This window comes from Bradyrhizobium sp. SZCCHNS3016, assembly GCF_032484535.1.
GTDB lineage: Bacteria > Pseudomonadota > Alphaproteobacteria > Rhizobiales > Xanthobacteraceae > Bradyrhizobium.
This window is the reverse complement of sequence record NZ_JAUETE010000008.1, coordinates 104815-130554: the sequence shown is the minus strand read 5'-3', so window position 1 is coordinate 130554 and position 25740 is coordinate 104815. Positions and strand designations below refer to the sequence as shown.

Sequence of the window (25740 nt, the reverse complement as noted above, 5' to 3'; positions counted from 1 at the left end):
GCGGCGCTTTGCCCACCCTACGGTTCGCCGGCCGTTGTTACGAGCGGAGCGACGTGACGCTCAGCGCAGACCGCCGGTGACGTGCAGCGTCTCGCCGGTGACGTAGGACGCGTCATCCGAGGCGAAGAAGGCCACCGCGGCGGCGATCTCCTCGGCCTTGCCGACACGCGCGAGCGGCGTAGTCGTTTCGATCCAGTTGCGCATGTCGCCCTCGTGCAGGCCGGCGGCGACGACGCCCTCGGTCACGATCATGCCGGGATTGACGGTGTTGACGCGGATCTTGCGCGGCGCCAGCTCCTTCGACAGCACCGACGAGATGGCATCGACGGCGGCCTTGGTCGCGGTGTAGACGGCGGTGTTCGGCGGCGTCAGGGTCGACACGCCGGAGGAGATGTTGACGATGCTGCCGCCGGCCGGATTGAAATGCCGCGCGGCCTCCTGCGACACCAGGAGCAGGCCGAGGACGTTGACGTCGAACTGGCTGTGGAAGTGCTCCGGCGTGATGCCGTCGAGCGGCGCGAACGCGTAGACACCGGCATTGTTGACGAGGATGTCGATCGGGCCCAGCGCCTTGACGGTCTCGGCGACGACGGTCTTGACGTCACCGGGATTGGCGAGATTGCCGCGCACGGCCACCGCCTTGCCGCCCTTGCCGGTGATCGCGGCCACGACGCGGTCGGCGCCCTCGCGGCTGGAACTGTAGTTGACGGCGACCGCGGCGCCTTCCGCGGCAAGTCTGGCGGCGATCTCCGCGCCGATCCCCTTGGATGCGCCGGTCACCAGCGCCACCTTGCCTTCGAATCTCCTGCTCATCCTGCTCTCCTTGCGCCGCGGCGCTCCGTTCAATAGTTCAGAACTAGTGAACTATTGAACGGGCGCAAGGCCGTCGCTATATGTTTTTTCATGGCGCCATTGTTTCACCCGTCGCGGGAGGACATCACGTTGGCCGGCGTGCTCTCGGCGCTCGCCGACCCGATGCGGCTGCGCATCGTCAAGAGCCTGATGCAGCAGAACGACTGCATGTCCTGCTCCGCGGCCGCGCCCTGCCCCGACATGGCCAAATCGACGCTCTCGAACCATTTCCGGATCCTGCGCGAGGCCGGCCTGATCCAGACCACGAAAAAGGGCGTCGAGCACCGCAACGTCGTGCGCGAGGCCGACCTCAACGCAAGGTTCCCGAAGCTGCTGAAGACGATCGTCGGCTACGCGGACTAATGGAAACGTAGGGTGGGCAAAGGCGCGCCCCTCACGTTGATATGGGACATGATGTATTCCGCGCCGTGCCACCGGCCGCACCCGCCCGCCCTGATGGTGGGCACGCGCCGCCCGACGGCGCCGCTTTGCCCACCCTACGAGCCAGGAATGGCCCAGCCCTACTTCTCCTCCTCCATCGTCACCGCGACGGCGCCGATGGCCGACAGCCGCACCTTGTCGCCTTCGACCTCGGCGACGAGGCCCTTGTCGATGAAGTGATGATGCCCCTTGTGGCTGCCCTCGCCGCTGTCCTTCTTCGTCAGCTTGATGCGATTACCTTCGACGTGATCGACGGTGCCGACATGCACGCCGTCGGCGCCGATGATCTCCATGTGTTCCTTGATGTCCTGCATGATGAAGGGCTCCGTGTCCGATGTGGAAGCATTTTCAACCTGTGGCTCGGGGAAGTGTTCCGGAACGTACCTCCACGCAGACGCTGTCGTAGGGTGGGAAAGCGACGCCGCGAGGCGGCGCGTGCCCACCATCGGTACCGGCGGATGCGGACGGTGGGCGCGGCGCGCGAAACATGCCGTCAGACAATGTCCAGCCGGGCGCCTTTGCCCACCCGACCGCCTCATCTGCCGTCATCGCGAGCGCAATGACGCCGGGAGAGGCCCGTGCGCGTCACCAGCCAATTCGTGTTTGTTCTCAAGCTGATTTGGCCTGTCCAGTCCTTCGGTGAAAAATAAATCACTTTCGCTTTTTCAAAAATAATGATTGTCTACGCCCATCCCGGCCCGCCGAGAGGGGCGCATCGCGATCGTCACGAGACGTGGGCCGGAGATGCGGTGGCTGTGAGTGTGCCGCAGCGGGCTTGATGCCCGCCGACGAACGGCACGCTTGCGGACGTGAAGACGCGTGGTCCTGGCGCCCCGATGCTGGCGCCAAGTCCGAGGGGCTGATGATCCCGAGGGCGACGGTGGCTAAAAAGCCGGACACCGAGGAGATCGCGACATAAGCGTGAAAACCATCGCGCGGGGAATGCCGGGATGTCTCGGCTGAACCTGTGGTTCCTGCCGCCTGCATTTCTTTCGCAGGCGGGCCATGGGTGCGGCCAGCGCCCGGCATTCCCCGCGCCCTCTCTGCTTCGGAGGGCAAACCAAGAGCAAGACTCGGGCGCAATCTGCGTCGCGGGATCGCGCCCGCTTGGCGATGCTACGCCTTGCGCACGGTGCCGAGGAAGCCCTCCACCGCCACGCGGAAACGATCGGCGTCGGTCGACATGCGGCGGACGGAGTCGACCATCGCCGCGCCCGCATTGCCGGTCTGGCGGTTGAGGGCTGCGACCGAGCCGATCGTGTCGGTCACGGCGCGGGTGCCCTGCGCGGCGTGCTGGAAGTTGCGCGAAATCTCGGTGGTGGCGGCGCGCTGCTCTTCGACCGCCGCGGCGATCGCCGTCATCTTCTCGTCGATGCTGGAGATGTTGTGGCTGATGGCGTGGATCGCCTCGACCGACTCGCCGGTGGCGGCCTGGATCTCGGCGATCTGCCGGGTGATGTCGTCGGTCGCGGTCGCCGTCTGCGCCGCGAGATTCTTAACCTCGCCGGCGACGACAGCGAAGCCGCGGCCGGCATCGCCGGCGCGCGCGGCCTCGATGGTCGCGTTGAGCGCCAGCAGGTTGGTCTGCGCGGCGATCGCGGTGATCATCTTGACCACCTCGCCGATGCGGTTGGCGGCGCGGTCGAGCATCTCGACGGTGGCGTTGGTCTGCGCCGCCTTCTCCACCGCCTGGCGGGCATCGGCCGCCGAGGCCTGCACCTGCGCCGCGATCTCGGAGACCGAGGCGGTCAGCTCCTCGGTGGCGGCGGCGATGGTCTCGAGATTGGTGGTCGCGGTCTCCGCGGCGCTGGCGACCGCGGCCGTCTGCTCGGTGGACTCATCGACCAGCTTGCGGACGTCGCCGGCACTGGAATCGAGCTGGCCGGTCGAGTTGCCCATGCTGACGATGACCGCCTGCACGGTGTCGTCGAAGCTCCTGCAGGCGCTGTCGATCGCCTGCGAGCGCTCCAGCCGGCGGCCCTGGTCGAGCTCGCGCTCGCGCGACAGCTGCTCGGCGGTGGCGGCGCTCTCGCGCAGGCCCTCGAGGGCGGCAGCCATGGCGCCGAACTCGTCGGCATGAGCGAACTGCGGCACCGGCGTCTGGTAGTCGCGCTGGCCGATGCGCTGGATCGCCTGCATCAGGATGCCGACCGGGCGCATCAGGCGGACGCGCACCGCGCGCAGCGCCAGGCCGGCCACCACGAGCGCGGCGATGAAGGCGAGCGACTGTACGATCAGGCTGCTCAGCGCCGCGGTCTTGATCTCCTCGGCACGGGCGATCGAGCCGTCGAGCGCGGTCATGCCGATCGCGATGATGCCGGCGAACGGGCCCTGGCAGAACGCGTTCCATTCCGGCGCCGGCATCGCCGGCTTGCCGCTGCCGTCAAACCCCTTGGCGAGCTGGTCCATGCGCTGATGGGCGGCCTCGACCTCGGCGCGCGAGGTCTTCACGGCACCGGCGAGCGCGGTGCTGCCGGCGCCCACCAGGAGGTCGTCGAGCCCGGACCAGCCGGCCGCGACGGTGCCGCGCCATTGCGCGATCGCGCCCTTCTGGGTGTCGTCGAGCGGCTTGGAGGTGTTGATGTTGGGACGCAGCGCCGAGCATTGCAGGCCGTAGCGGTCGCGAACCTGCCAGGCCAGCCGCCGCGCCTGCACCATCTTGGCGATCGCCGGATCGGTCATCCAGGCGCGGTTGGAGACGGCGAGCGAGGCGGCGTTGGCGACGTCCAGCGTCTTGGTCATTGCCTGGTACCAGGCCTGCGTACGCGCCAGTACGCGTTCGGAGCGCGGCTTCGCGGCTTCATCGAACAGCAGCTTGAACTGCGGAACCGTGGCGTCCCAGCTCGATTTCAACCCGGCCATGAGGTCGTCGCGCTCGGCCATGTCGACGCCGGCGAGCGCTGTGACGATGCCGTCATAGCCCTTGGCCTCGATGCCCTGATATTCGGTGAGCTTGGCGCGCGGATCGTCCTCGCTCAGCAGCACGCTCTGGATGTCGCCGCGGTGGGCGCGCATGACGAGGACGTTCTGGAAGATCGCCTTGTCGGCCGCGGTCAGTTGCTCGGTCGCGACGCTCTCGCGATAGCGGCCCGCGGCACCGCTCATCAGGATCGCCGTGGACACCAGGATGCCCGCCGCCAGCACCGACAGCAGCACCATCAGCAGAGTACTGACCGATTTCCTCATCACGCACCGCCCCACACCAGAAAGTGGCAGGATGACGCCATTGCACAAATTCTTCCTTAACCATGGACCGGCACACCGGCGGCCGAGGTAATCAGTTGCCGAATTCCCCCGCTCCACGACAACAAAAAATGCGCAAGCCGCAACGCGGCAGCCGTTGGCGCGCGCTGCGGCGCGATGCGAAGCGAATCGCAGGGCGTGGTGCGCAGTGGCTGGGCCGGACGGTGGGCGCGGCGCCGCGGTGGATCAAGATCACCTGCGGCGCCTTGGTGCTGCTCGTGACCTTCGCGCTGGTCAATCTGGCCTATCATGTCGTGCGCAAGCCGACCGAGCTGTTCGTGGTGACGGGTCATTCGCTAGACAAGGAGCCGGAGGAGACTTGGCGTCAATATGGCGCGCTGTTCCGTGAGAGCGCGACGCGATCGATCACGCCGGAGCTGCTCGCCGCCTTGGCGCAGACCGAGAGCTCGGGCAATCCCGTGGCGCGCACCTATTGGCGCTGGCGGTTCGCGTGGAATCCGTTCGCGCTCTATCAGCCGGCTTCCAGCGCCGTCGGCCTGTTCCAGATGACCGACGGCGCCTTTGCCGACGCCGCACGGTTCTGCATTCGGGATCACGAGGTGGTCAGCGACGGCTGCGGCTCGCCGAGCCTGTACGTTCGCGCCTGGCCGGCGCACGCGGTGGCGCTCACGGTGATCTCGCTCGACCGCCAAGTCGCCGCCGCGCTCGCACGGCAGCCCTCCGGCAAGCCGACCGCGCAGCAGAGGCAGGATCTCGCGGCCGTCATTCATCTGTGCGGCGCCGGTCCGGCGGCCGGATTCGTGCGGCGCGGCTTCAAGCCGGCGGATGGCGAGCGCTGCGGCGACCATTCGGTCGCCGGCTATCTCGGCCGCGTCAATGCGATGAAGAAGCAGTTCCAGAAGCTCTCGGCAGCGGAGCGAAGTTAGCGCATGGCGCCCGCTCGGCAACATCGGCAGCCCGCCCGGTTCCGCGTTAAGCACGTCGGATTTGCGGGTGTGTGCAAGGCGCGCGCGTTAAGACATTGGCAACGAACTGCCGCGCATTTTCTCCATCCCATTAGTACAGGAGTCACCATGTCAGAGATCGGCATTCCCGGCGCGCGCATCCGGTCCTTCATCGAGCGGATCGAGCACCTCGATGGCGAATTGGCGGAGCTGAACGAGCAGAAGAAAGAAGTGTTCGCCGAGGCCAAGGGCGAAGGCTTCGACGTCAAGATCCTGAAGGAGATCATCAAGCTCAGGAAGCAGGACCAGGACGAGCGGGACGAGCACGAGACGCTGCTCGATACCTACCTCCGGGCGATGGAAGCGGCCGAGACCGGGCCGGCCAGCAAAACCCCCGAGCGCAAGGCGGCGTGACACGGCGCCGACCGACGATGGCGGCGCGCTGCCGATCTGTGCCGCGCGCTGCCCTCCCCGGGGATTTTTCTTGCCCGGTTCCGTCCGAGCCTCTAACGCTGCGCTACACTCCTGCCCGCGCCCGAGGATGAGATGACCGACGCAATGACCTGCCCGCAATGCCGCTCCGAGCACGCCTATCAGGACGGCGCGCTATGGGTCTGTCCGGAATGCGGCCATGAATGGAGCGGCGACGCCGCCCTTGCGGCAGCGGCCGGCGACGATGCCAGCATCCGCGACGCCAACGGCAACGTTCTGGCCGACGGTGACAGCGTCATCGTCATCAAGGACCTGAAAGTGAAGGGATCGTCCTCGGTGGTGAAGGGCGGCACCAAGGTGCGCAACATCCGCCTGCAAGAAGCGAGCGACGGCCACAACATCGCCTGCAAGATCGACGGCATCGGCCAGATGAACCTGAAGTCGGAGTTCGTGCGCAAGGCGTAGGACCGAGTGCTCCCGGAACATTCGCGACGCCATGGCGTTCGGATCAACAACGGGAGGACGGCCATGCTGACGGACGACCAGATCGCGACGCTTTCGGATATCGGCCAGGCGATCGCCTTCTCGCCCGACCGGCAGAACGAACTCGATGGACTGATCCGCGAAGGCTATGTCGCCAAGGACGGCGACATCTACGAGCTGACGGCGAAGGGGCAGAAGATCCTGACCGATCGAGGTGCCGGATTGAACGAGGCCTGACGCCACGGACGACCGAAGGGCCCCGGCATCTGCATCAAGGCGTTGATATCAGCCCGCCAAATGAGACGGGCTTCCGACTGATTCTCGTGTCCTGGGCATCGGATATTGGTCGCGCAAGTCTACGTGTTCGGCCCCGGCGTTCATCAAGAGACCCGGCCGTTCAATGGCCGCGAGCGCCGCAGGACTGCGCAGGCGGTGCCTGTTGTTTGGCACGGCAAACCCGAGCCAGCCTCGACCATCAGGCCGAAGGCTCCGCACACAAGCAAATCCCGAATTCATCGGCCAGCCCGCGCGGGTCCGTTGCCGAACGCTGCGTGATCCAAGCAGTGAATCCATCACGCTTCTGTAGCCGTGAAGTGACACCCGTAGCAATCCGTTCCGTAGGAGCACGGCCCAGATTCATAACTTGGCATGAACTCTGCTTTCTCGATCCTGACCGGGTCCCACTCTATGGAGGCAGAATCAACGTGCTCGTCACTCTCGTCGCAATGCTATGCAACGGCCAGCTCTGCATGGAGAAGGTCGTCACCAACAGCGAGATGTCCGGCATCACGATGACATCCTGCGCCGTCAGCGCGCAGATCGGAATCGCAGACTGGATGTCCAAGGGTCCCTATCACGAGTGGCGTCTGCAGAGTTACAAGTGTGTCGCCGGCAAGTACGTGCCGAAGACCAACGCCTGATCCGCTTTGCCCGTCCGGCTGGCGCCCGGGTATCCGGGACCGGCCGGCCGGGCGCAGGACCTCTGCGCTGCTGTCGAATGTTCGACCCCAGCCGCGTCGCATTCGGGACACGCGCAGCAAAGAGAATGCTGCCGTTAGCGTGCCAACGAGCCCCGAATCGGCGAATTCGACCCGCAATGGCGCTGGCCCGCTTCGTGCAATGCCCCTCGCGACAATGGGGGATGACGTCATGCCGTTCTACAGCTTCCATTGCGCAGCTTGCGCAGAGGATTTCGAGTTGCTGATCGGGATTTCTGAAAGGCCGGTCTGTCCGACCTGCGGCAGTCGCAAGCTGACCCGCCTGCCCTCGCTGCCGGCGCCGCCGGCGCGCAGCCCCGGCCTGATCAAGGCCGCGCGCAGCCAGGCAGCGCGCGAGGGGCATTTCAGCAACTACAGCCGCGCCGAACGGAAGAAACGCTAACCCGGCAGCGGCGGCCGGCCCTCAGCCTCAGTCCGATGTGATCTGCACCTCGGGCACGTCATCCTCGGGATCGTCGATGTCGAGGCCGTCCTCCTCATCCAGATCGATCCCGGAGAGGCAGATGTCGCCGTCATCGATCACGAGCTCGACCGGAGACAGCGTCCGGCCCTGGCAGGGCCCGATGAAGCATTGTCCGGTATCGAGGTCGAACTGCGCGCCATGCTCGCCACAGAGGAGGAAATTGCCTTCCTCATCCATGAACTCGCCCGGATGCTTGTCGAGGCGAGCGCCCTGATGCGGGCAGGCATTCTCGAAGCCGTAGAAATTGTTGCCCTTGCGCGTGACCAGGATCGGCCAGGGCTTGGCGCTCCCGTCGGGCTCGCGGCGCTGGAGAACGAAGCCCCGCGCCGCGCCATCGTCCACCTCATAGGTCGCGCAGATCGCAAACAGCGTGCTCATCATCCGCCTCTTTTCGCCTCGCCCGGCGTTTGGCGCATCCGCGACATCGCAGGCGCGCTGAAGAGGCGCGCAGCAAGCAGCATGCCAGCCAGTAGTGCCCGACAGGCAGATCGCGGGCCTCAGGCTGGTGGCATGCCCAGGCGGCCGATCCCGGGAAATTTCAGCGCCGGCCGTCGCAGATCGACGCCGAAAACTCCCCCGAAGAAGTTCAGCTCGACGCCCTCGATCCACCCGACGGTGAGGCCTAGATAGCCGCCGAGCGATACGAACAGACCGGTCCCGGAGGCCGTGCGCCCCCACCAGCCGTCAAAGGGAAAGTCCTTGCCGATTGCGGTCGGCGGGAGCACGGCGTTCAGCTCAGGAACCGCGTTCAACGCCGCCTGCACGAAGGTGTTCGAATTGGGCCCCGGCCAGGCGTTGTAGTCGCCATAGGCGCGGAAGCGGTAGTTCTCGATCACGCTGCGGATCCTCGGGATCACCCGCTCGGCTTCTTCGCCGTCGACGGCCAGCACTGTCTCCGGCGATGCACCGAACCAGCGACCATCGGGCGCGAAGCCATCGACACGGATCGGCTCACCCCAGGCGGTGTAGTCGTAGCGGGTGTAGCGCGGGCCGCCCTTCTCCTTGACGACGATCCAGGTGTGGACCGCGAAAATGCCACGCCAACGCACCGTGCGCGCAGCGAACACGCGCACCATCGCGTCGGCATGTTGCGCCGGCGATGGCAGCAGGCCCGCGCTCGAACGGTCCGCGGTCTGCCAGCTGCCGCGGCGATCGCCGCGCAGATAGTTCGCGGCCGACAGCGTGATGGGCATGATGATGAGCAGCAGGAAGGTGAGCACAGGCTTTATCACGATAGGCGAGGACAATGGAGGCACTGAGGAATGACATCCATGTAGTCATCGCGCCGGCCGTCGCCAGCACCGGCCGGCACGCCACCTTCACAATCCGGACACCACGCCAGCGCTGAAGACTCAGTGCCGGCGGAAACCACCGCCCGGACCGGAACGCCCGCCGCCGCCGCCGCGAGGGCCGCTGACGCCGACACGCGCAGCACCCATGGCGGGGCCACCCCCGATATGCGCCAAGCCGATTTGCGGCGAAGTTCCGACCATGCGCATGCCGCCCATCTGCGCGCGGGCGCCCTGCGGCGCACCGCTGCTTCGGCTCATCAGAGGCTGCATCATGGGTGGTGTTCCAGCTCGAGCAGGAGCACCAGCCACGACCGGAGGTGCGGCGGGGCCGGTGGCAGTCGCAGGCGGCACACGACCTTGCATGCCCGAAGGCGGTCCGGATTGTTGGCCTGTGCCGGCGGCCGCGCCAGGCTGGATCGTTCCGCCGGGACCACGACCCGGCATCCCCGGGGTCATGCCAGGCGGAGGCGGGTTTTGCGCCATGACCGGCGGATGGCGATGCCAGTAGCGGTTCCAGAACGCGTGCCGATGATACCAGGGCCGTCCGAAATAGAAGCTGCTCCAATAGGTGGTCAGCGTGAAGCCGACAGTCGGCACGTACTCGACATATTCGGGCAGGTAGACGTACTGCTCACGGTACAGATAGGCGAGCGTCCGCGCCGCGACCCAGCCGCGTTCGCCTCCGAAGCTGACATCGCACCACGCGCCGCCTTGAATGCAGCCATGGATGGTGATCCGGGCCCCGGCCGGAATGCGCTCGACGATGGGAAAACCCGGGCCAGGTCCTGCGCGCATGGCGGCCGCGGTGCGCACCAGGCCCGGCGCAGCCACCGCCAGCGAGGCGGGCGTGGCAATCAACAGCGCAGCAACGAGACACGTTCTGAGTTTCACCACGGACACCCTCCTGTCTGTTTGCCGGAGCGAGCTCGGGCGCGAGACTCTCGCGCCCGCAGCGCGGCTCCGGCATGCACTCGACAGGGATGGTGGCAGACTATCGCGGCAACCTCACGGCGCTCCGTTGTCGGAGAGAAGCTGCGCTGCTCCACCGAGAGCGCGGCGAAATGCTTCGTCGAACGTCACGCCACGGAATTGCCACCGATATTGCTTGCCCGCGCGATCGAGGCGCCATCGCGTGACCCACCCCAGTTCGGCGTCGTCCCAGGTGAGATCGCCGAAGAGCATGACATCAGCTCCGGGAAACCATGACGCGACGGCCACGGGCTGGACACCGTTCAGCTTGGTCTTCTCAATAGCGGCCTTCGAGATCTCGGCGGCGCTTGGCAGAGCGATCTCGAGTCCACGCTTGACGGCAGCCGCGCGCAATGCGTCGCGCTGCAGATCGGACGTCTGGTCGTCGGATGCAACGAGGAACGTGCGGCCGCCTGACGTCATCGCCACGATCACGGCAATCGACGGGCGAGACCCCGGCCACGGCTTGACGTTCAAGCTCGCCAGCAACTGATCGATCCGCGCGCGATCGAATGACACAGTCAGGTCATACGGCCGGTCGCGCGTGCCCTGCTCGTCGTGCTTCGGCTTGCCCGACATCTGATCGTGATAGTCGAAACCGGTGACGAACTCCGCCGCCCGCGCCTCGAGTGGCGCGAGCCTTGCGTCGTTCCTAAGCTGAAATGCACCGGATACCTTGATCAGCACGTCCTCCAGACATGCTGCAAAGGCTGCCCGGCGATTGTCCTCGCCCTGACCGGTCACGACCGTCTGCGCCTGGTACAGGTCGGTCGAGGCCGCATTCGCAACAGTGCAGGCCCCGACCGTCATCATCACCCAGAGCCCGAGACGCCAAGCGCCCAGCCCGCGGAGAACACCGTACTGCTGCATCGCGCCCTCGATCCGGCGATGTCGGCTATTTCTGCCGATCGAGCTTGATGATCGTCGGTGTGGCGGCGTCGGACGTCGAGAACGTCACCCGATCGCCGGCGTGGATGTTCTCGATCATGGCGCTGTCCTTGATCTTGAACTCCTGGTCCGCTCCCGCCGTGTTGGCGCCGACGGTCCCGTTGGGAACGCGCTTGATCGCGATCGTGCCGTTGAGACGGTTGATCCCCGTGACCATGCCCGCCGTGCCCTGCTCCGCCGCGAGAGCGGGCAGAGTCCCCGCAAACAGGGCGACCGTCGCCAGAGTAATGCCAACTGCTCTCATCGCTGTTCTCCTGCCTTGCTTTTCGCGGCAAACAAAACACCACGAATTCTTTGGTTCCCGGAACCTTCAGCTTCGTCGCTGACGACCTTGGGCCGTTTGACGCACCGCAATCAATGTCGCTGCGCCGTGCAGCCTTTTTTGTTGCCCCCAAGCACTACGCCTACATACAAGATGCTGATCGTCTCCGCCGCCGCGGACGACGCGCGCTCGACCGGGCGCAAACGCGAACCTTCTTCGACCGACACGGCTCGGCCACCCTCATGTAGTGATTTGCACAGATTTGTCATCAGACCAGCGCGTGATCAAAGTTTTCCTGCCCTCGCAGTATCGACGCCCTGTAACGCCGAATTCATCAATGCGTCAGGATGCACCTTGACAGCACAGACAGCCGGGAGGACGATCACCCCGTCGTCCATTTCCGGTGGCCGCTCACCACGGTGCCGGTGATGTCCGAACGACAACAACCCATCTGATTGCAGGGAGGTTCTATGACTCCACCTCCGTACCAGATCCGCTGAGTGCGACGGGACTCGCTTCGGACCATCGCATGGCGGCAAATCACGAACGGCACGCCGGGTCGCGGCTTAGTGGGCTGCATCAGCGAGGCATGGCCCCTTGCCCGCCCGGCGCTGTGCCGTCCATTTGGATCCCTTCAGCGCGAGCTTGGTAGCTATCATTCGGGAGCTGCGGCTCGAGACCTAGCGCTCGGGCTGATACTGCGCAACGCGAACATTGGAACGTGTGATCAGCCGATCGCGTGCAGCGATCAGGTGACCAATGCCAGCCGAGATATCGGCTCGCGGCATCGCCGCATTCCCAATGTCCCCGAAACGAAATCCATCATCGGCTGATGCGCGGCGGGCGCAGGCGTCACCCGCCGCCGAAGCAATCTGCCACAGCTACTTGCTGTAGTCGTAGAAGCCCTTGCCGGTCTTGCGGCCAAGCTGGCCTGCAGCCACCATTTCCTTCAGCAACGGCGCCGGACGATACTTCGGATCGTTGAAGCCATTGTAGAACACCTCCATCACCGACAGCATCGTGTCGAGACCGATCAGATCCGCCAGCGCCAGCGGACCGATGGGGTGATTGCAGCCGAGCTTCATGCCCTCGTCGATGTCGGCGGCGGTCGCGATGCCTTCCGAATATGCGAAGATCGCCTCGTTGATCATCGGGCACAGGATGCGGTTCACGGCAAAGCCCGGGCTGTTCTTCGCGGTGATCGCAACCTTGCCGATCCGCTTGGCGAATTCGGCGGCGGCCGCATGGGTCGCATCCGAGGTCTGCAGGCCGCGGATCAGTTCGAGCAGCGCCATCATCGGCACCGGATTGAAGAAGTGCATGCCGATGAAGCGGTCGGGCCGATCGGTGGCGGTGGCGAGCTTGGTGATCGAGATGGAGGAGGTGTTGGTCGCGATCAGCGCCTCGGGCTTCAGGCCGGCACAGAGGTCCTTGAGGATCTTGAGCTTCAGCTCCTCGTTCTCCGTCGCGGCCTCGATGACCAGGTCACAGCTCGCCAGCTTCGCCTTGTCGGCAGTGCCGGTGATGAGCGACAGCGCCCTGTCCTTGTCGGCGGCCGTCATCTTCTCCTTCTTGACCAGGCGGTCGAGGCTGGAGCCTACGGTCGCGAGCCCGCGTGCCACCGCCTGCTCCGAGATGTCGACCATGACGACCGGAACGCCCGCGGCGGCGCAAACCTGCGCGATGCCGTTGCCCATGGTGCCTGCTCCGATGATGCCGACCGTCTGAATCATTGCCGCTTCCTCTCAGTCTCGTATCCGCGGGGACCTCCCCGTCCTGCGCCGTTGCTTAACAGGCTATCGCCCGGCCGGGTAGACCCAACACGACGAGCCAGACCTGGCCGGTTGCCCCACGGCTCGCCGGCGTCTGGAAGCGGACGCGTCACCCGAGGTTCGTCCGCATGCGCAGGAACGGATGCAACTTGCTCTGGTTGGTCTCGTGCTCGGCGAGACGAACCGCGCCGGGCGCGGCAGCGGACTGCTGAACAGGAGCCACTGACCGATACGCAGGCACGGGTGACCGGGCGGTCGACCCGCCGTCTCGGGGCACGCGTGAGCGCCACGCCAAATCCGTCGTCGTCATCGGAACGCCCGGTCAGTCCGACGGTTCTCCACGCAGCAACTGGCCGTGCCCAATCGAGGAGACCCCCGTGGCGACCGCCGAAACCACCCGACCTTCCCTGCAGCCGACGGCGCAGATCGCACGGCGTTCGATCCAACCGATGCTGGTGCCATTCCCTATCGTCTGCTTCATCGGAGCGCTCGTCACCGACATCGCCTATTGGCGGACCGCTGAAATCATGTGGGCGGATATCTCCGCCTGGCTGCTGCTGGCCGGACTGATCATGGGCGTGCTGGCCGGCATCGCCGGCCTCATCGACTTCCTCGAATTGGACGCGGAGAAACGGAGGACGACATGGGACTGGCTCAATACGCCATCGTAGCAGTGGACGATCATTGGAGCGTGCTGCACGACGGCAACGCGCACGGCGACTATGCCACCAAGGAAGCAGCGTTCGAATCGGCGGCATCAGCCGCGACGCTTGCCATCAAGCAGGGTCATGAGGTGCATCTCAGCGTTCCGGGTAACGACCCCGATCGATCAAATAACTAATCAGCACGGCATCCTTGTTGTTGGTTCCAAAATGACCTCCAGTGATAGTGAATTGCACGGTAACGTGTGTTAGCGACGTCACAGGCTCGGCGCCGCACACTTCTGTTCAAAAGGAACAGGAGTTTCGCCATGAAGGTCAACCGGAACCGGCGCAAGCAGACAGCGTCGTTCGGCCAGCGGCTGCAGCAGGCTGCAACCGCTGCCCGCGAGGCCGCAGCGCGTCTTCCCGTGGGCCCCGAACGCGACATCATGCTGAAGAAGGCGATGCAGGCCGAAACGGCGGCGCATATCAACGAGCTGTTGAGTGCGCCCGTGCTGCACGCCGCGGGACGTTAGGACACTCGCCTCGTCATCTGCCGCGACTGTGAAAGGAACCCGAACGCCGGCACGACGCTTTGCTCTCGAGTTCTTGTCTCGGCGAGAGGACGATGATGGCCCGGGTCGTGGTCGGCACATCGGGATGGCATTACGGGTCCTGGCGCGGCGCCTTCTTTCCGCAGGGCCTTCTGATCAGGCACCAGCTGCCCTACTACGCCAGCCAGTTCGAGACCACCGAGCTGAATGGCGTGTTCTACCGGACGCCGACGGAAGCCGCCGTCCGCGGCTGGCGCGATCAGACCGGCCCCGATTTCGTTTTTGCCTGGAAGGCCTCCAAGTTCATCACGCATTGGAAGCGCCTGTCCGCGCGCTCGGTCAACAGCATTGCGCTGATGGAGAGCCGGCTGTCGCTGCTCGGCGACAAGGCCGGCCCCGTGCTGTTCCAGCTGCCGCCGCAATTCGAAGCGAATCCCGAGCGCCTCGAGTCCTTTCTGCCGCTGCTGCCGAGGCACCGGCGCTACAGTTTCGAATTCCGTCACCCGAGCTGGTACACGCCGGCCATCATGCGCCTGCTGAGGGACGCGAACATCTCGCTCTGCCTGTCGGACCATCACGACGCCCCGGCGCCGTGGAAGCGCACGGCCGATTTCGTCTATGTGCGCGGACACGGCCCCGGCGGCCGCTACAAGGACAACTATACCGACGCAACGCTCGCGACCTGGGCCAAGCGCATTCGCGCCTGGGCGACGCACGGGATCGACGTCTACGTCTATTTCGACAACGACCAGAAGAGCGCGGCGCCCGCCGACGCTTTGCGGCTGCGCCGGTTGCTCGCGGCGTCCCCTCACCGGACACACGGCGCGGCGCGCGCGAGGTCGACAGAACATCGTGGACATCTCTCGGTTTAGGCCGCAACCAACGAGAGGAACAACCCATGCGACGCACACTCAGCACGCTTGGCTGCCTGGTACTCGCCGGCCCTGCCCTCGCCCAATCAGTCTGCGAAAAGACCGGGTGAATTCGGCGCTCGGCATTGCGCCGAGCACGGAGGACTTCGTCATCAGCCGGCATTGCTGCGCGACACCACGGTCTCCTTCTCGATCAGTCCCGCTGCATTGGTGAAATACGCCTCGACCGCCTCAGACATCGCCTGCGCGACTTTCGGAGGATTGCCGAGTTGATCAATGCTCGATTCGATCGCGTTCGCGATCGACCTCGATCCGGCCTTGCGCGCGATCGATGCTGGATTACTCGGCCGCAGCCAGCGGGCGCTTGGCGCCGATCGCCGGGGCCCCGAGAATACAAGCAAGCGCCGTGACCGAGAGCATCGACACCGCAAAGAGCTGACCGACTCGCATGATGCATTTCCAGTTGATTGTTTTGATCAACTTAGGAAGCGGAGCCTGAGGGGGTCTTAAGTCCGCGGACCTGGCGTGGCGCCAGATCGTCGCCACCACGCGTCGATTCCCGTAAATCAACGGGCTTCGACGGTGGTCCTCATCAGTTTTCATGAGAGTTCCACGACAGAGGCGCGAAAGGTTGGTCGGGATCGCGCGATGTTGCTCGTGCTTCGAGCATCGCTTGGGAGCACGGGCATCGCAAGAAGCCGCGGCAATCTCTCCGACTCCGGGCCCCGCGCTGATTCCTCATGCAAGTGTAGAAAGATCCAGCGGCCAACGCGGTATGATGCTAACATAAGTTATTGAAGTCGCACCACATGGAACCCCAATAAACTAACTCGGGGGAACCGCTCTTTGAGTCATCTGGTACGCAAGCTCGAGAATTTCGTCCGCCTCTCTGCGGCCGACCGCCTGATGCTCAACCGCGCTGCGGCTCAGCGGGTAAGGACCTTCGCGCCACGCACCGACATCGCGCGCGAAGGCGAGAAGCCCAAGGACGTGCATCTGATCCTGAATGGCTGGGCCTGCCGCTACAAGCAGCTCGAGGACGGCCGCCGCCAGATCGTCTCGTTCTTCCTGCCTGGCGATATCTGCGATCTCAACATCTTCATTCTGCGCGAGATGGACCATTCGATCGGCACCATCACGCCGGTGTCGATCGCCGATCTGCCGCGCGAGTTCTTCGACGAGATCAGTGCCGGTTATCCGCGCATTGCGACCGCATTCTGGTGGGAGACGCTGGTCAATGCCGCGATCCAGCGCGAATGGACCATGAATCTCGGGCAGCGCACCGCGTCCGAACGCATGGCGCACCTGTTGTGCGAACTGTTCTTCCGGCTGCGCCTGGCGGGTCTCGCCGACGACAGCAGCTGCAGCTTCCCGCTCACCCAGGCCGATCTCGCCGAGGCGACCGGCCTGTCGAAGGTCCACGTCAACCGCACGCTGCAGGAACTGCGCGCCAGCAACCTGATCGTGCTCAAGGGCAAGATGCTGGTACTTCCGGACCTCGAGCGCCTGATGAGCGCAGGCCTGTTCAACGCGAATTACTTGCATTTGGACCGCGAAGGCCGTCAGCTCGACGCGAATGAGTGAGAGGTTCGGAGCGGCACTTGCGCTATGCTGACCGGCTCGGCACTCTGCCGGGGAAACGGCGATGGTCGAACAGCGCATGGTTGACGGACCCTTCGAGCAGGAGATCGTGCAGCGCCTCGGGCTGATGCCCAACCTGTTCAGGTCGGCGCCGTCAGCGCCTGAGGCGACCCGACAGCTCTGGCAGTTCGCCAAATCCGCCTATCTCGACACCCCGCTGCCGGCCCTGTTCAAGGAGCGGCTCGCCGTCCATCTGTCGCGCCTCAACCATTCGCCTTATTGTCTGACCCGGCATTTCGGTTTTCTGGTCGGATTGGGCAAGCCCGCGGGCGACTCGGCATCCCGCCCCGAGACGATCGATCGGGCGCGTCAACTGCTCGCGCGGCCGCTCGCGGATCCCGTGCGCACCGCGGCGGCGCTCGACCGGCTCGAACTCATCCAGCCCCCGCTCGACATCCCGGAGCCGGGCAGCGACGGCGAGGCGGACCTGTTCGAGGCCGCGTCGGTGCTGTTCATGCAAAGTGCTGATTCCGACCGCTCGCGGCGCGCGATCCGACACGCCTTCGGCAACACCAGGTTCGATCTGCTGGCGGCCTTCCTCGCCTATCTGCGCACAGCGCATTTCTGGGCCGATGCTCACCTGCTCACGATCGATGCGGACGTGCTTGCCCTCGCACAGGCCGATCCTGAGCTCGCCGTCTGCCTCGGCTGCAGCGAGCTGCCGGACGCTGGGCCGCCCGCACAGCAGCCGCATTCGAATGGCGGCGATGCCAGCGATCATCGACTGCGCCGCCTCCTCGAGATCGATTCGGTCGGCGTGCTGTTCTTCGATCATGCAGCCGGCACCCTGATCGACGCCAACGAGGCCTTCTTGGCGATGACAGGCTATTCGCGCCAGGAGATCAACAGCGGCCAGCTGACCTGGGAGAGCCTGCCCCCCCCGGAATGGATGCGCACTTCGAGCGACCAGATCGAGCTGCTGCGGCAGACCGGCCGGCTCGGTCCCTATGAGAAGCAGTATTTTCGCAAGAACGGCGAACGCGCCTGGATGATGTTCGCCGGCCGTGACCTCGGCGACGGCACCCTCGTCGAGCTCGTGATGAACATCGACGACCGCAAGCGTACCGAGGCCGCGCTGCGCGACAGCGAGGCGCGCTTCCGCCAATTCGGCGAAGCGTCCTCCGACGTGGTGTGGATCCGCGATGCCGAGACCCTGCAATGGGAATATCTCAGCCCCGCATTCGAGACGATCTATGGCGTCCCGCGCACCGCCGTGCTCCGCGGCGACCATCTCGCATCGTGGACCGAACTCATGCTGCCGGAGGACCGGCCCCGCGCCCTCGAGAGCCTGGAGCGCGCCCGGCGCGGCCAGCGCGACAGCCTGGACGTCCGTATCGTCAGGCAGCCGGACGGCGTCACGCGCTGGCTGCGCATCCGGAGTTTTCCCATGGTTGACGAGGTGGGGCAGGTGCAGCGCATCGGCGGCATCACCCAGGACATCACGGCGCTGGTCTCGGCCTCCGAGCACCAGAAGCTGCTGCTCGCCGAGTTGCAGCACCGCGTCCGCAACATGCTCGCCGTGATCCGCTCGATCATCCGCCGCACGGGCGACTCGAGCGACAGTGTCGAGGATTTCGCCAGTCACCTCGAAGGCCGCATCACGGCGCTGTCGCGCATCCAGGCGGTCGTCACGCGCGATCCCCTCGCCGGTTTCGATCTGGCCGAGCTGATCGCCGATGAGCTGCGCGCCGGAGCCGCGCGCGAGGACAGGCAATTCTCGCTGTTGGGCCCCCAGGTGCGGCTGAAGCCGAAGGCGGCCGAGAGCATCGGGCTTGCCATGCACGAGCTCGCGACCAATGCGCTGAAATATGGCGCGCTGACGGTGCCGCGGGGCTTCATCAGGATCGAATGGCGGCTCGACAAGCACGACGCGGCCGACTGGCTGGTCATCGACTGGACCGAGACCGGCATGTCCGGACGCACGCTGAGTGCGCAGCGCCAGGGCTTTGGAACCGTGCTGCTGGAACAGATGCTGCCGTACGAGGTCGGTGCCCGCGTCGTGCGGCGCTTCGAGCCGAGCGGCCTCTGCTGCGAGATCCGGCTGCCCACCGACGACATTCTCAAGCGTTGACGGGCCGATCGAAGCTTCATTTCGCGGCACCGGTCGGCAACAATGGCCGGGATCTCGTCGGCGCGGAGAAACGCTGTCGGCATAGCCTTCGCGGTGCATTCGGGGTATGCTCCGCCTGCGGCCAGAGGTGGAGGTCGCATGGGTCGCGCAACCGCCATGTCTTCGCCTTGGTTTGGGCGGATATAACCAAGTGTCGATGAGATTGGGAATCGGCCGAGCGTCGACGCGACGGAACGATGATGGGATGTTCCTGAGCATGCGGCTCTGGCCAAGATGAATCACCGTGAACATGCAGGTGCGTGGGCACGAGGGACAACCGGTATCCAGGTTCTGTGCTGATGCGGCCGAGAGGCCGAGCGTCCTGTGGCGCGGTCGTCATCCGACGTTGGTGTCACGAAGCGTAGGTACGATGCAGCGTGAGTACGCGGAGCATTGGTGCACGAGGGCGTTGGTTAGGACGACACATCGGTACAGAGCCGAGCGCCGCCTGCGAGGCGGACGACAACGGAGGACGGAGCGTCAATGCTTGCAACGACGACCAAAGACGGCGATCAGCAGCCTCATGCCATGATCGATCCCGAGATCGTGCTGGCGGCCCGCGCGGATCGCACCGCCGCCGAAGCGGACAGGCGCAGCTCGCAACGGCCGCCGGATGTCCCCTTGCCGAAGATCGACCCTGACTACAGGACGCAGGCGACGAGCGACCTCGCGGTCACCGGAGAGCGCAGCACGTTCGCCACCTGGGCCGTGCGCACCATTCTGGCGGTGCTGTTCGCCGTCGGCAGCGCGGTCGCCGCGGCCGCCTGGCAGAGCTACGGAGACCAAGCCCAGGAGATGATCGCGCATTGGATGCCGCGGATCACGCTGGCATCGAACGCCGACAAGGACGCCGCGGCACAGCCAGCCGCGACCGCGCCCCAGCAGACGGCCGCCGAAGCGCCGGCTGAGGCGCAGGAGCACGCAACGAGCGCGGTTGGCGCGACCGCGTCGCAGGAGCAGTTGCTGCAATCGATGGCCCACGACCTCGCTGCCTTGGGCCAGCAGATCGGCGAGCTGAAGACGAGCCTCGCACAGTTGAAGGCCGGGCAGGAGCAGATGGTCCGCGACATGGCGCGGGTCGCCGAGGCCAAGCCCAGCGACAGGCCCGCCGAGCGGCCGAGCGAGCGGACTGCGGAAGCACGGTCGTTCGATCCGCGCGCCATCGAGCAGACGATCCGGCCGCGCCCGGCCCCACGCCCTGCGACCGCGGCCGTGACCCCGGCACAGCCTGGTGCAGCAGCAGTGCACCGGCCGCGCACGCCGCCGCCGGCCGCCGCCGGCATGGCTCCTCCGCCGCCTGCTCCGATGCCGCTGCCGTCGGCGCCGGTCGATCCGGACCAGCCCGTGGTGCGTCCGCCAATGCCGGTGCGCTGAGGGATCCGCACAGGCGCCGGCGCTGGTCTGCGCCGATCGACACGGCGGTGATCGATGTCGTCGATCCACTTGTCGCGACGCGGCTTTCCGAGCTAAGGAACTGCGCCTGACAATGCGCATCGCCGAGGGGTTCATGAGCCTGACCGATCCGACCGTCCTGTCCGCCTCCGACCTCGCAGACCGCATCGCGATCCTGCGCGACAACATCCGCCAGATCACCGAGCAGGCCGCTTCGCAGTCGGGTGCGGCCGACGAGGAGCGCAACGCCGACCGCCTCGCGCAGCAGAGCGAGGAGCTCGACGTTCTGCTCAAGGAGCAGGAGCGGCGGCTGAACAAATAGCCGGCCGGCCCCTTCGATCATTTCGCGCGTGCTGCACTGCGCTCGTTGTTGCCCGCGCGTCGCCCACAGGCTAGCCTCGCCGAAAACAAGCGGGAGGTAGCCAGAGGATGCGAAACGGTCTGCTTTACACGTCAACCCTTGCGGCATTGACCACTGCGGCATTGCTGGCGGCCCTGACACCGGGCAGCGCCGAGCCACGCCATATGTATACAACCATGGTGCTGGAGGCGTTCGCCACCAAGGTCGAATGTCCCGGCGTCGATGTCGTCTATCAGGATCTGGTCCAGAAGGCGCAGGACATGAAGATGCCTGACGGCACGACCGAGAAGGTGCGCAAGGCGATCGCCTACATGCACACCGGCGGCAAGATGGGCGAGAAGCAGGACGACGATCTGATGGCGGAGGTGGCCGTCGCCACGCAGGCCATCGACATGGATCAGCGCCGCCTCGGCATGACGAACTGGTGCGAGGAGCAGAAGAAGACGCTGGCCGGCTTCATCCGTCCCAAGGGCTGACCCCGGAGCGGCCTCGGGGCTGCCGACGGAGTGGAAAGACCGCACGGCACGTTTGCCGGCCATGGCCGAACGACGCGCCGTTCGTCGGTCTGCGCACCGCCATAGCGGGCACGGCACAGCCCCGCGGCGGGCAGGAACCCGGATGACCGCTGCCGCTTGGCCTTGCAGCTGCTACGCAGCAGACATCCAGCCCGGAGCGAGCCATGCGCATCGAAACCGCTTTCCTGTTCGACCTCGACGGCACGCTGGTCGACAGCGTCTATCAGCATGTGCTCGCCTGGAAGACGGCGCTGGATGCCGAGAACATCGAGCTCTCGGTCTGGCGCATCCACCGCAAGATCGGCATGAGCGGCGGCCTGTTCACCAATCAGTTGCTGCGCGAGACAGGTTTTGCCATCGAGCCCGAGCGGATCGAGCGGCTGCGGAATGCGCATGCGGCGGCCTATCAGAAGCTCGGAGGCCAGGTCCGGCCCCTGCCCGGCGCCCGTGAGCTGCTCGGTTTCCTGACCGATGCCGGCATCCCCTGGGCGATCGCGACCAGCGGCAGAATGGAAACGGCGGCCGTCAATCTCGCCGCGCTCGGCGTCGATCCCAAGACCAACGCTGTCGTGACACGCGACGAGGTCCGCTACGCCAAGCCTGATCCCGATCTGTTTCTCGCCGCCGCCGCCCGCCTCGACGCGCCGGTCGAGCGCGCGGTCGTGATCGGCGACAGCATCTGGGACATGCTCGCCGCAACCCGCTGCCGGGCGCTCGGCGTCGGCCTGTTGAGCGGCGGCTATGGTTCGGAGGAACTGCGCCAGTCCGGCGCCATCCGCGTCTACGAGGATCCGGCCGACCTGCTCGGCCACATCGACGAGGTCGGTGGCCGGCGTTAGCCGGTCAACTCTGCGGGCCCGACAGCGAGATGTCGCGTTCGGCGCGGAACACGTTGGCATAGAGGTTGGCGATCCACTGGCGCCCCGTCGATGTCATGTTGAGATAGCGGATCTCGGTCTGGATGTGCGGGGCGACGCTGTTCCAATAGAACTGCGGATAGCGGTTGACGATATCGGCCGGTGACTCATAGCCGAGCTGCCGGTTGATGCCGACCTCCTCGAACTCGTAATACAGCGCGTTGGCCTTGCGGATGTAGTTGGGGTCGCCGAGCTGTCCGATCAGGTCGGCGGCGCGCACGATCGACTGCTCCTCGTCGAACTGCTGGCCGGCGAGCGGCGGAAAGCGGGTGCCCTCGATGGCGCGGGCGATGCGATCCTTGTCCAGCGGCGCCATGCCTTCGATGCGGTTGATCACGTACAGCTTCGAGCGGTCGACGTGATACGGCATCAGGCTGGCGTCGGAGGCACCGCGCGGCAGGCAGATCTTGCGGCCGCCGCGATCGATGACGAAGCCGTCGACGTCGTCTTCCCTGAACAGGCCGCGGACATAACCGATGTCGTGGAGCAGGCAGGCCAGGATGACGTGGACGTAGTCGTCCGCCGTCATGTGGCTGTGCAGCGCGCGGCCGCGCAGGATCTCGTGGCCGGCCAGCGTGACCAGCAAGGTGTGCTCGACGTTGTGATACAGCGCATCGCTGTTGCCGATGCATTCCAGCGCGATGCGCGCAGCCGCCGGAAGCATCTCCGTCAACTGGGTATGAGACGATCCGAAACGGCGTCGCATATAGGAGCTGAGGAAACGCTCCAACGCCGCTGCCGCGAGCTCCGGTAAGGTCATCATCGCCGCTGCCCCGCCTCAGACAGCCCAAACACAACGTCAAAAGACATAACGCCCGAAAACACAATCACGATAACGCGGCTCGCGGCACGACTGAGACGTCAGGACGACACGGCTCAGGACGGCCAGCTTCGCACGGACACGCGCGAGATCGGCCCCCCGGAGCGTTCGAGCAGCTTGGCCGGCGAGCATAGCCCAGGTTGCGGATATCGGCCACACCCGGACGAGCACACACCGGAAAACTGCGGGCCAAGCGACTGAATCTGACGCGATCGAGGTCGATCGCTAACGTCCCCGCACCGGCAGCGGCGGCCGCGGCGGTCGTGTCTCACCGCGATAGGCCGGTCGCCGCGAAGGAGAACGGCGGGCCGGCGCGGCCGCCGGCGCATCGACCGACTGCAGATAGGTGCTCAAGGCCGACGCGGAGTCGTCGCTGCTGGTGTAGTGCTTCTGCAGGAACAAATAGAGCGTCAGGCGAAAGCGCCCCTTGGCGAGCCCACGTGCCGAGCGATGACAGGTGGCGCAGCTGTCCGCAAACAGCCGCGCGCCGGATTTGCCGGCATCGAGATCTTCCGCCTGTGCACTGCTGATGACAATCAGCAGCAGCGCGGCCGATCCAACAAACCCCAGCCGCGCCCCGACGCGCCCGCGCTCAGGCGACATCAGCCCGCGGGCTTTCCTCCGCCTGCACACCCAGCGCATCGAGATCGACCAGCGCCGGATCGTCCGGCATCGGCTCGCTCTGCTGCTGTCCGCCGCCATGGACGTGCATCAGCGTCTGCACCCGGCGCGCGTTGAGATAGTCGACGTGCTGATGCGCCAGCGCCAGCGGCAGCAGGGCCTTCGGCAGCGCGGTCATGGTGAACGCGGCGACGCGCTTCACCTCCTCACCCTCACGCCAGGTCAGCGGACTCAGCGTGTAGATCATCTGACGGTCGGTCTCGGGCGCAGGCAGTTGCCTCACCTCGGGCGCCGCCAGCAGGGCCACATTGATGTTGCCGGCCCGCGTGCGGCTCGCGGCCGCGCGCAGCTCCCAGCAGATCAGCTCCGCGGCGGACAGCACCTCGCGCCGGATGTCATCGACATCGGACGCGAAGCGGCTGGCCTCGCTCAGCGCCGCACGGCCGCGCGTGACCGCATCGACGAGCGCCGCCGCACCGATCTCGAAGCGAGGAACCGCCTGCTCGATTGCGGTGGCGACGGCCTCGATGTCGTTGGCGGCACGGTCGCGGTCGCGCTGTGCCACCGCGTCGGCGAAGGCGCGCTCCGCCAGGATGATCTGCTCGTCGCATTCGGCGACCGATGCGCGCAGCGCCTTGGCCTTCTGCTCGACCGCCTGCATCCTCGATTCGGCACGATCGAGCTGCCCGTTGCTGGCGCCGGCCTTGGCGAGCCGCTCCGCGGCGACGCGCTTCTCGTCCAGCGCCGCCTCGGCCACCCGGAGACGATCCGTCAGCCGCCGCCGCGCGGCCTGCTTGTCCTTCAGCGCACGCTCGAAGATCTCGACGGGGCTCAGCTCACGCTTGAAAAAGACCATGGCAATAATCCCTGGACGGCGGGCGCGCCGGCAACGTTGGTCAGCGGCGAATCCACTGCCGAATCATGTTGCCCGATTCTTGCGTGGAAAATGGGTCGGAAACCAGGATGAGATGCGGCACACGTTCCCCTTGACGAAACGTATCCACCGCCGGCTGCGGCCGGGCAGAGTCGAGCGAGGCCGCCGGAACGCGCGGCATATTCTGAAAATTGGAATCCGATGTCAGCTCTGATGGGGACCGCGCATCATCCTCATGGCGTCCGAGATGTGGCGCCATTCGCGGGCCTCCTCGGCCTCGCCACTGGCCTCGCATTGCTGCGCCTTCTGCGCAGCTTGTGCGACAGCCGAGGCGCCGTGCATCTCGAGCATCTGCCGGGCGATCGCGTGGATCTGGACTTCAGACATCATGTCGAGCTCCTGTCGCCGGATCGAATGGTCCGCGACAACTTTCTCTACACCGATGCGTTCCGTGAGCTGGATCACTGCACGTCCGGTTCCACCGGTTCAAACTGCGCCCCGTAATTTACCTTACGTGATCAATCCGATTTCGCGCACGCCGCCGCACTGTTACTTCTGACTGAGATTCGCCGGATGGCGATTTGAGGAGACGGACATGACGCAGGTCTTCTTCCACTGCTCCAATCCCGATGAGTTCCTCGTCGATCGGCGTGGAACCGCGGTCATCGATCTCGCCGAGGCCTGTGATCACGCCGAGCGCGTCATGCATTCGCTGATTTCCTCCGAAAGCGACGAGGATTGGCGCGACTGGGTGCTGCACATTTCCGACGATCTCGGCGAGGAAATCATCGCCATGCCGTTCACGTCGGTGCTCGGCCCGATGCATTGAACGGAGCTGCGCGCCCTGCCGCGGCGCTGAGACATTGTGTCCGCATTAGGGTTACTGGCTCCCTTACAGGTTCCGCTCCTCGCATTCTTATCGCCACATTTGTCCGCCATTTCGGCGCTGATGCGACGGAGGGGACATCTCATGACCAGACTGCTGACGACCGCGGCCTTGGCGCTGACACTGACGGCATCGGCGGCGATGGCCGACGAGCACCGCGGCGGCGATGCCGCGCTGGGCGCCTTGTCGGGCGCCGTCGTATTCGGGCCGGTGGGAGCCGTTGCCGGCGCCGTCGTCGGCTATACCGCAGGTCCTTCGATCGCGCGCTCCTGGGGCTTCCGCCGCTCGCGTGCGGCCCGGTCGCAGCAGGTCCGGCGTCCAGTCAGGGACAGCCAGGCTGCGATGACCGAGCCTCAGCAGCAGCCGCAGGCTGCGCCGCGCAGCGCACCACCGCCTGCACGGACCATCGCTGTCGCTCCGCCGGCGCCGCGCGGCCCGGTGGCGCCGCCGGTGCAGACACTCGAGTAGATGCGCTG

The 25740-nt window shown here is 65.8% G+C and carries 32 protein-coding genes; 19 read left to right on the top strand and 13 right to left on the bottom strand.

Going from position 1 to position 25740, the window contains the following annotated elements:
• Positions 1 to 60: 60 nt before the first annotated feature.
• The gene (locus tag QW881_RS17005; RefSeq protein ID WP_315755658.1) at positions 61 to 813 is read right to left on the bottom strand and encodes a glucose 1-dehydrogenase; all 753 of its coding nucleotides are present in this window, start codon (positions 811 to 813) and stop codon (positions 61 to 63) included.
• A gap of 90 nt (positions 814 to 903) precedes the next feature.
• Here QW881_RS17005 and QW881_RS17000 point away from each other — a divergent pair, with 90 nt between their 5' ends.
• Positions 904 to 1215: a helix-turn-helix domain-containing protein gene (locus tag QW881_RS17000; RefSeq protein WP_315755659.1), complete on the top strand. Its 312-nt coding sequence runs from the start codon at positions 904 to 906 to the stop codon at positions 1213 to 1215.
• A gap of 158 nt (positions 1216 to 1373) precedes the next feature.
• Here the strand turns inward: QW881_RS17000 and QW881_RS16995 are convergent, their stop codons facing one another.
• Together QW881_RS16995 and QW881_RS16990 are read right to left on the bottom strand one after the other, a co-directional pair.
• A complete protein-coding gene (locus QW881_RS16995; protein WP_315755660.1) occupies positions 1374 to 1607 on the bottom strand; it encodes a DUF2171 domain-containing protein in 234 nt (77 codons plus the stop codon).
• 802 nt (positions 1608 to 2409) lie between these two features.
• Positions 2410 to 4479 (bottom strand): methyl-accepting chemotaxis protein, encoded by a 2070-nt coding sequence (locus QW881_RS16990; protein ID WP_315755662.1) that lies wholly within the window; start codon positions 4477 to 4479, stop codon positions 2410 to 2412.
• A gap of 128 nt (positions 4480 to 4607) precedes the next feature.
• On the opposite strand from QW881_RS16990, the gene QW881_RS16985 reads away from it, so the two are divergent.
• The 6 genes from QW881_RS16985 (at position 4608) to QW881_RS16960 (ending at position 7736) form a co-directional block, all read left to right on the top strand.
• Positions 4608 to 5423 carry a transglycosylase SLT domain-containing protein gene (locus QW881_RS16985; protein WP_409998968.1) on the top strand — a complete coding sequence of 272 codons (816 nt, stop codon included), beginning with the start codon at positions 4608 to 4610 and terminating at the stop codon, positions 5421 to 5423.
• 147 nt (positions 5424 to 5570) lie between these two features.
• Positions 5571 to 5855, top strand: coding sequence for a DUF2312 domain-containing protein (locus QW881_RS16980; RefSeq protein WP_315712263.1), 285 nt, complete (start codon positions 5571 to 5573; stop codon positions 5853 to 5855).
• A 132-nt stretch (positions 5856 to 5987) separates the two neighbouring features.
• The gene (locus QW881_RS16975) at positions 5988 to 6338 is read left to right on the top strand and encodes a zinc ribbon domain-containing protein YjdM (protein WP_315755663.1); all 351 of its coding nucleotides are present in this window, start codon (positions 5988 to 5990) and stop codon (positions 6336 to 6338) included.
• Positions 6339 to 6401: 63 nt separating this feature from the next.
• On the top strand, positions 6402 to 6593 hold the full coding sequence (locus QW881_RS16970) for a hypothetical protein (protein WP_315755664.1): 192 nt from the start codon (positions 6402 to 6404) through the stop codon (positions 6591 to 6593).
• Between the two features lie 467 nt (positions 6594 to 7060).
• Positions 7061 to 7276 (top strand): hypothetical protein, encoded by a 216-nt coding sequence (locus QW881_RS16965; RefSeq protein WP_315741157.1) that lies wholly within the window; start codon positions 7061 to 7063, stop codon positions 7274 to 7276.
• A 229-nt stretch (positions 7277 to 7505) separates the two neighbouring features.
• Positions 7506 to 7736 (top strand): zinc ribbon domain-containing protein, encoded by a 231-nt coding sequence (locus QW881_RS16960; protein ID WP_315755665.1) that lies wholly within the window; start codon positions 7506 to 7508, stop codon positions 7734 to 7736.
• A 27-nt stretch (positions 7737 to 7763) separates the two neighbouring features.
• Here QW881_RS16960 and QW881_RS16955 read toward each other — a convergent pair whose 3' ends face one another.
• The 6 genes from QW881_RS16955 to QW881_RS16930 all read right to left on the bottom strand — a co-directional run bounded on the left by QW881_RS16955 (position 7764) and on the right by QW881_RS16930 (position 13021).
• Complete coding sequence (locus QW881_RS16955) at positions 7764 to 8198, bottom strand: Rieske (2Fe-2S) protein (protein WP_315755666.1); 435 nt, start codon at positions 8196 to 8198, stop codon at positions 7764 to 7766.
• Between the two features lie 116 nt (positions 8199 to 8314).
• Complete coding sequence (locus tag QW881_RS16950; protein ID WP_315755668.1) at positions 8315 to 9037, bottom strand: DUF3750 domain-containing protein; 723 nt, start codon at positions 9035 to 9037, stop codon at positions 8315 to 8317.
• 132 nt (positions 9038 to 9169) lie between these two features.
• Positions 9170 to 10003, bottom strand: coding sequence for an SH3 domain-containing protein (locus QW881_RS16945; RefSeq protein WP_315755670.1), 834 nt, complete (start codon positions 10001 to 10003; stop codon positions 9170 to 9172).
• Between the two features lie 111 nt (positions 10004 to 10114).
• A complete protein-coding gene (locus QW881_RS16940) occupies positions 10115 to 10948 on the bottom strand; it encodes a DUF2066 domain-containing protein (RefSeq protein ID WP_315755671.1) in 834 nt (277 codons plus the stop codon).
• 25 nt (positions 10949 to 10973) lie between these two features.
• Entirely contained in the window at positions 10974 to 11270 is a 297-nt protein-coding gene (locus QW881_RS16935; RefSeq protein WP_315741151.1) for a copper-binding protein, read from the bottom strand.
• A gap of 899 nt (positions 11271 to 12169) precedes the next feature.
• Positions 12170 to 13021, bottom strand: coding sequence for a 3-hydroxybutyryl-CoA dehydrogenase (locus tag QW881_RS16930; protein ID WP_315741150.1), 852 nt, complete (start codon positions 13019 to 13021; stop codon positions 12170 to 12172).
• Between the two features lie 488 nt (positions 13022 to 13509).
• Between QW881_RS16930 and QW881_RS16925 the strand changes: the two genes are divergently transcribed.
• From QW881_RS16925 to QW881_RS16880, 10 genes are all read left to right on the top strand, one after another.
• Complete coding sequence (locus QW881_RS16925; RefSeq protein WP_409998970.1) at positions 13510 to 13731, top strand: DUF2231 domain-containing protein; 222 nt, start codon at positions 13510 to 13512, stop codon at positions 13729 to 13731.
• A complete protein-coding gene (locus QW881_RS16920; RefSeq protein ID WP_315755672.1) occupies positions 13704 to 13901 on the top strand; it encodes a hypothetical protein in 198 nt (65 codons plus the stop codon). Before QW881_RS16925 ends, QW881_RS16920 begins: the two co-directional genes overlap by 28 nt.
• A gap of 129 nt (positions 13902 to 14030) precedes the next feature.
• Positions 14031 to 14237 carry a hypothetical protein gene (locus QW881_RS16915; RefSeq protein ID WP_315755673.1) on the top strand — a complete coding sequence of 69 codons (207 nt, stop codon included), beginning with the start codon at positions 14031 to 14033 and terminating at the stop codon, positions 14235 to 14237.
• Positions 14238 to 14332: 95 nt separating this feature from the next.
• A complete protein-coding gene (locus QW881_RS16910) occupies positions 14333 to 15127 on the top strand; it encodes a DUF72 domain-containing protein (RefSeq protein WP_315755813.1) in 795 nt (264 codons plus the stop codon).
• Positions 15128 to 15973: 846 nt separating this feature from the next.
• Positions 15974 to 16711 (top strand): Crp/Fnr family transcriptional regulator, encoded by a 738-nt coding sequence (locus QW881_RS16905; protein ID WP_315712288.1) that lies wholly within the window; start codon positions 15974 to 15976, stop codon positions 16709 to 16711.
• Between the two features lie 61 nt (positions 16712 to 16772).
• Positions 16773 to 18839 carry a PAS domain S-box protein gene (locus tag QW881_RS16900; RefSeq protein WP_316158548.1) on the top strand — a complete coding sequence of 689 codons (2067 nt, stop codon included), beginning with the start codon at positions 16773 to 16775 and terminating at the stop codon, positions 18837 to 18839.
• Positions 18840 to 19361: 522 nt separating this feature from the next.
• Positions 19362 to 20252 carry a hypothetical protein gene (locus QW881_RS16895; protein WP_315755675.1) on the top strand — a complete coding sequence of 297 codons (891 nt, stop codon included), beginning with the start codon at positions 19362 to 19364 and terminating at the stop codon, positions 20250 to 20252.
• Between the two features lie 133 nt (positions 20253 to 20385).
• Positions 20386 to 20592 carry a hypothetical protein gene (locus QW881_RS16890; protein ID WP_315712292.1) on the top strand — a complete coding sequence of 69 codons (207 nt, stop codon included), beginning with the start codon at positions 20386 to 20388 and terminating at the stop codon, positions 20590 to 20592.
• Positions 20593 to 20699: 107 nt separating this feature from the next.
• Positions 20700 to 21107: a hypothetical protein gene (locus QW881_RS16885; protein ID WP_315741145.1), complete on the top strand. Its 408-nt coding sequence runs from the start codon at positions 20700 to 20702 to the stop codon at positions 21105 to 21107.
• A gap of 203 nt (positions 21108 to 21310) precedes the next feature.
• Positions 21311 to 21985: an HAD family hydrolase gene (locus QW881_RS16880; RefSeq protein WP_315755676.1), complete on the top strand. Its 675-nt coding sequence runs from the start codon at positions 21311 to 21313 to the stop codon at positions 21983 to 21985.
• Positions 21986 to 21989: 4 nt separating this feature from the next.
• Here QW881_RS16880 and QW881_RS16875 read toward each other — a convergent pair whose 3' ends face one another.
• The 4 genes from QW881_RS16875 to QW881_RS16860 all read right to left on the bottom strand — a co-directional run bounded on the left by QW881_RS16875 (position 21990) and on the right by QW881_RS16860 (position 24765).
• The gene (locus tag QW881_RS16875; RefSeq protein ID WP_315741143.1) at positions 21990 to 22826 is read right to left on the bottom strand and encodes an HD domain-containing protein; all 837 of its coding nucleotides are present in this window, start codon (positions 22824 to 22826) and stop codon (positions 21990 to 21992) included.
• A 282-nt stretch (positions 22827 to 23108) separates the two neighbouring features.
• Complete coding sequence (locus QW881_RS16870) at positions 23109 to 23486, bottom strand: cytochrome C (protein ID WP_315755677.1); 378 nt, start codon at positions 23484 to 23486, stop codon at positions 23109 to 23111.
• Positions 23476 to 24360, bottom strand: a complete 885-nt coding sequence (locus QW881_RS16865; RefSeq protein WP_315755678.1) for a hypothetical protein — start codon at positions 24358 to 24360, stop codon at positions 23476 to 23478. The genes QW881_RS16870 and QW881_RS16865 overlap by 11 nt, the downstream gene beginning before the upstream one ends.
• A gap of 222 nt (positions 24361 to 24582) precedes the next feature.
• Positions 24583 to 24765: a hypothetical protein gene (locus QW881_RS16860; RefSeq protein WP_315741166.1), complete on the bottom strand. Its 183-nt coding sequence runs from the start codon at positions 24763 to 24765 to the stop codon at positions 24583 to 24585.
• A 208-nt stretch (positions 24766 to 24973) separates the two neighbouring features.
• Between QW881_RS16860 and QW881_RS16855 the strand changes: the two genes are divergently transcribed.
• The gene (locus tag QW881_RS16855) at positions 24974 to 25207 is read left to right on the top strand and encodes a DUF6894 family protein (RefSeq protein WP_315755679.1); all 234 of its coding nucleotides are present in this window, start codon (positions 24974 to 24976) and stop codon (positions 25205 to 25207) included.
• 141 nt (positions 25208 to 25348) lie between these two features.
• Complete coding sequence (locus QW881_RS16850; protein ID WP_315755680.1) at positions 25349 to 25732, top strand: hypothetical protein; 384 nt, start codon at positions 25349 to 25351, stop codon at positions 25730 to 25732.
• Positions 25733 to 25740: the final 8 nt, after the last annotated feature.

What these genes read in the sequence shown, in the direction of transcription:
- QW881_RS16980 (WP_315712263.1), top strand. Translation starts at nt 5,571, where the DNA reads ATGTCAGAGATCGGCATTCCCGGCGCGCGCATCCGGTCCTTCATCGAG.
- QW881_RS16930 (WP_315741150.1), bottom strand. Translation starts at nt 13,021, where the DNA reads ATGATTCAGACGGTCGGCATCATCGGAGCAGGCACCATGGGCAACGGC.
- QW881_RS17005 (WP_315755658.1), bottom strand. Translation starts at nt 813, where the DNA reads ATGAGCAGGAGATTCGAAGGCAAGGTGGCGCTGGTGACCGGCGCATCC.
- QW881_RS16880 (WP_315755676.1), top strand. Translation starts at nt 21,311, where the DNA reads ATGCGCATCGAAACCGCTTTCCTGTTCGACCTCGACGGCACGCTGGTC.
- QW881_RS16865 (WP_315755678.1), bottom strand. Translation starts at nt 24,360, where the DNA reads ATGGTCTTTTTCAAGCGTGAGCTGAGCCCCGTCGAGATCTTCGAGCGT.
- QW881_RS16900 (WP_316158548.1), top strand. Translation starts at nt 16,773, where the DNA reads ATGGTCGAACAGCGCATGGTTGACGGACCCTTCGAGCAGGAGATCGTG.
- QW881_RS16870 (WP_315755677.1), bottom strand. Translation starts at nt 23,486, where the DNA reads ATGTCGCCTGAGCGCGGGCGCGTCGGGGCGCGGCTGGGGTTTGTTGGA.
- QW881_RS16990 (WP_315755662.1), bottom strand. Translation starts at nt 4,479, where the DNA reads ATGAGGAAATCGGTCAGTACTCTGCTGATGGTGCTGCTGTCGGTGCTG.
- QW881_RS16960 (WP_315755665.1), top strand. Translation starts at nt 7,506, where the DNA reads ATGCCGTTCTACAGCTTCCATTGCGCAGCTTGCGCAGAGGATTTCGAG.
- QW881_RS16890 (WP_315712292.1), top strand. Translation starts at nt 20,386, where the DNA reads ATGAGCCTGACCGATCCGACCGTCCTGTCCGCCTCCGACCTCGCAGAC.
- QW881_RS16970 (WP_315755664.1), top strand. Translation starts at nt 6,402, where the DNA reads ATGCTGACGGACGACCAGATCGCGACGCTTTCGGATATCGGCCAGGCG.
- QW881_RS16855 (WP_315755679.1), top strand. Translation starts at nt 24,974, where the DNA reads ATGACGCAGGTCTTCTTCCACTGCTCCAATCCCGATGAGTTCCTCGTC.
- QW881_RS16935 (WP_315741151.1), bottom strand. Translation starts at nt 11,270, where the DNA reads ATGAGAGCAGTTGGCATTACTCTGGCGACGGTCGCCCTGTTTGCGGGG.
- QW881_RS16915 (WP_315755673.1), top strand. Translation starts at nt 14,031, where the DNA reads ATGAAGGTCAACCGGAACCGGCGCAAGCAGACAGCGTCGTTCGGCCAG.
- QW881_RS16995 (WP_315755660.1), bottom strand. Translation starts at nt 1,607, where the DNA reads ATGCAGGACATCAAGGAACACATGGAGATCATCGGCGCCGACGGCGTG.
- QW881_RS16850 (WP_315755680.1), top strand. Translation starts at nt 25,349, where the DNA reads ATGACCAGACTGCTGACGACCGCGGCCTTGGCGCTGACACTGACGGCA.
- QW881_RS16885 (WP_315741145.1), top strand. Translation starts at nt 20,700, where the DNA reads ATGCGAAACGGTCTGCTTTACACGTCAACCCTTGCGGCATTGACCACT.
- QW881_RS16895 (WP_315755675.1), top strand. Translation starts at nt 19,362, where the DNA reads ATGCTTGCAACGACGACCAAAGACGGCGATCAGCAGCCTCATGCCATG.
- QW881_RS16955 (WP_315755666.1), bottom strand. Translation starts at nt 8,198, where the DNA reads ATGATGAGCACGCTGTTTGCGATCTGCGCGACCTATGAGGTGGACGAT.
- QW881_RS17000 (WP_315755659.1), top strand. Translation starts at nt 904, where the DNA reads ATGGCGCCATTGTTTCACCCGTCGCGGGAGGACATCACGTTGGCCGGC.
- QW881_RS16985 (WP_409998968.1), top strand. Translation starts at nt 4,608, where the DNA reads ATGCGCAAGCCGCAACGCGGCAGCCGTTGGCGCGCGCTGCGGCGCGAT.
- QW881_RS16925 (WP_409998970.1), top strand. Translation starts at nt 13,510, where the DNA reads ATGCTGGTGCCATTCCCTATCGTCTGCTTCATCGGAGCGCTCGTCACC.
- QW881_RS16860 (WP_315741166.1), bottom strand. Translation starts at nt 24,765, where the DNA reads ATGTCTGAAGTCCAGATCCACGCGATCGCCCGGCAGATGCTCGAGATG.
- QW881_RS16910 (WP_315755813.1), top strand. Translation starts at nt 14,333, where the DNA reads ATGGCCCGGGTCGTGGTCGGCACATCGGGATGGCATTACGGGTCCTGG.
- QW881_RS16920 (WP_315755672.1), top strand. Translation starts at nt 13,704, where the DNA reads ATGGGACTGGCTCAATACGCCATCGTAGCAGTGGACGATCATTGGAGC.
- QW881_RS16975 (WP_315755663.1), top strand. Translation starts at nt 5,988, where the DNA reads ATGACCGACGCAATGACCTGCCCGCAATGCCGCTCCGAGCACGCCTAT.
- QW881_RS16875 (WP_315741143.1), bottom strand. Translation starts at nt 22,826, where the DNA reads ATGATGACCTTACCGGAGCTCGCGGCAGCGGCGTTGGAGCGTTTCCTC.
- QW881_RS16940 (WP_315755671.1), bottom strand. Translation starts at nt 10,948, where the DNA reads ATGCAGCAGTACGGTGTTCTCCGCGGGCTGGGCGCTTGGCGTCTCGGG.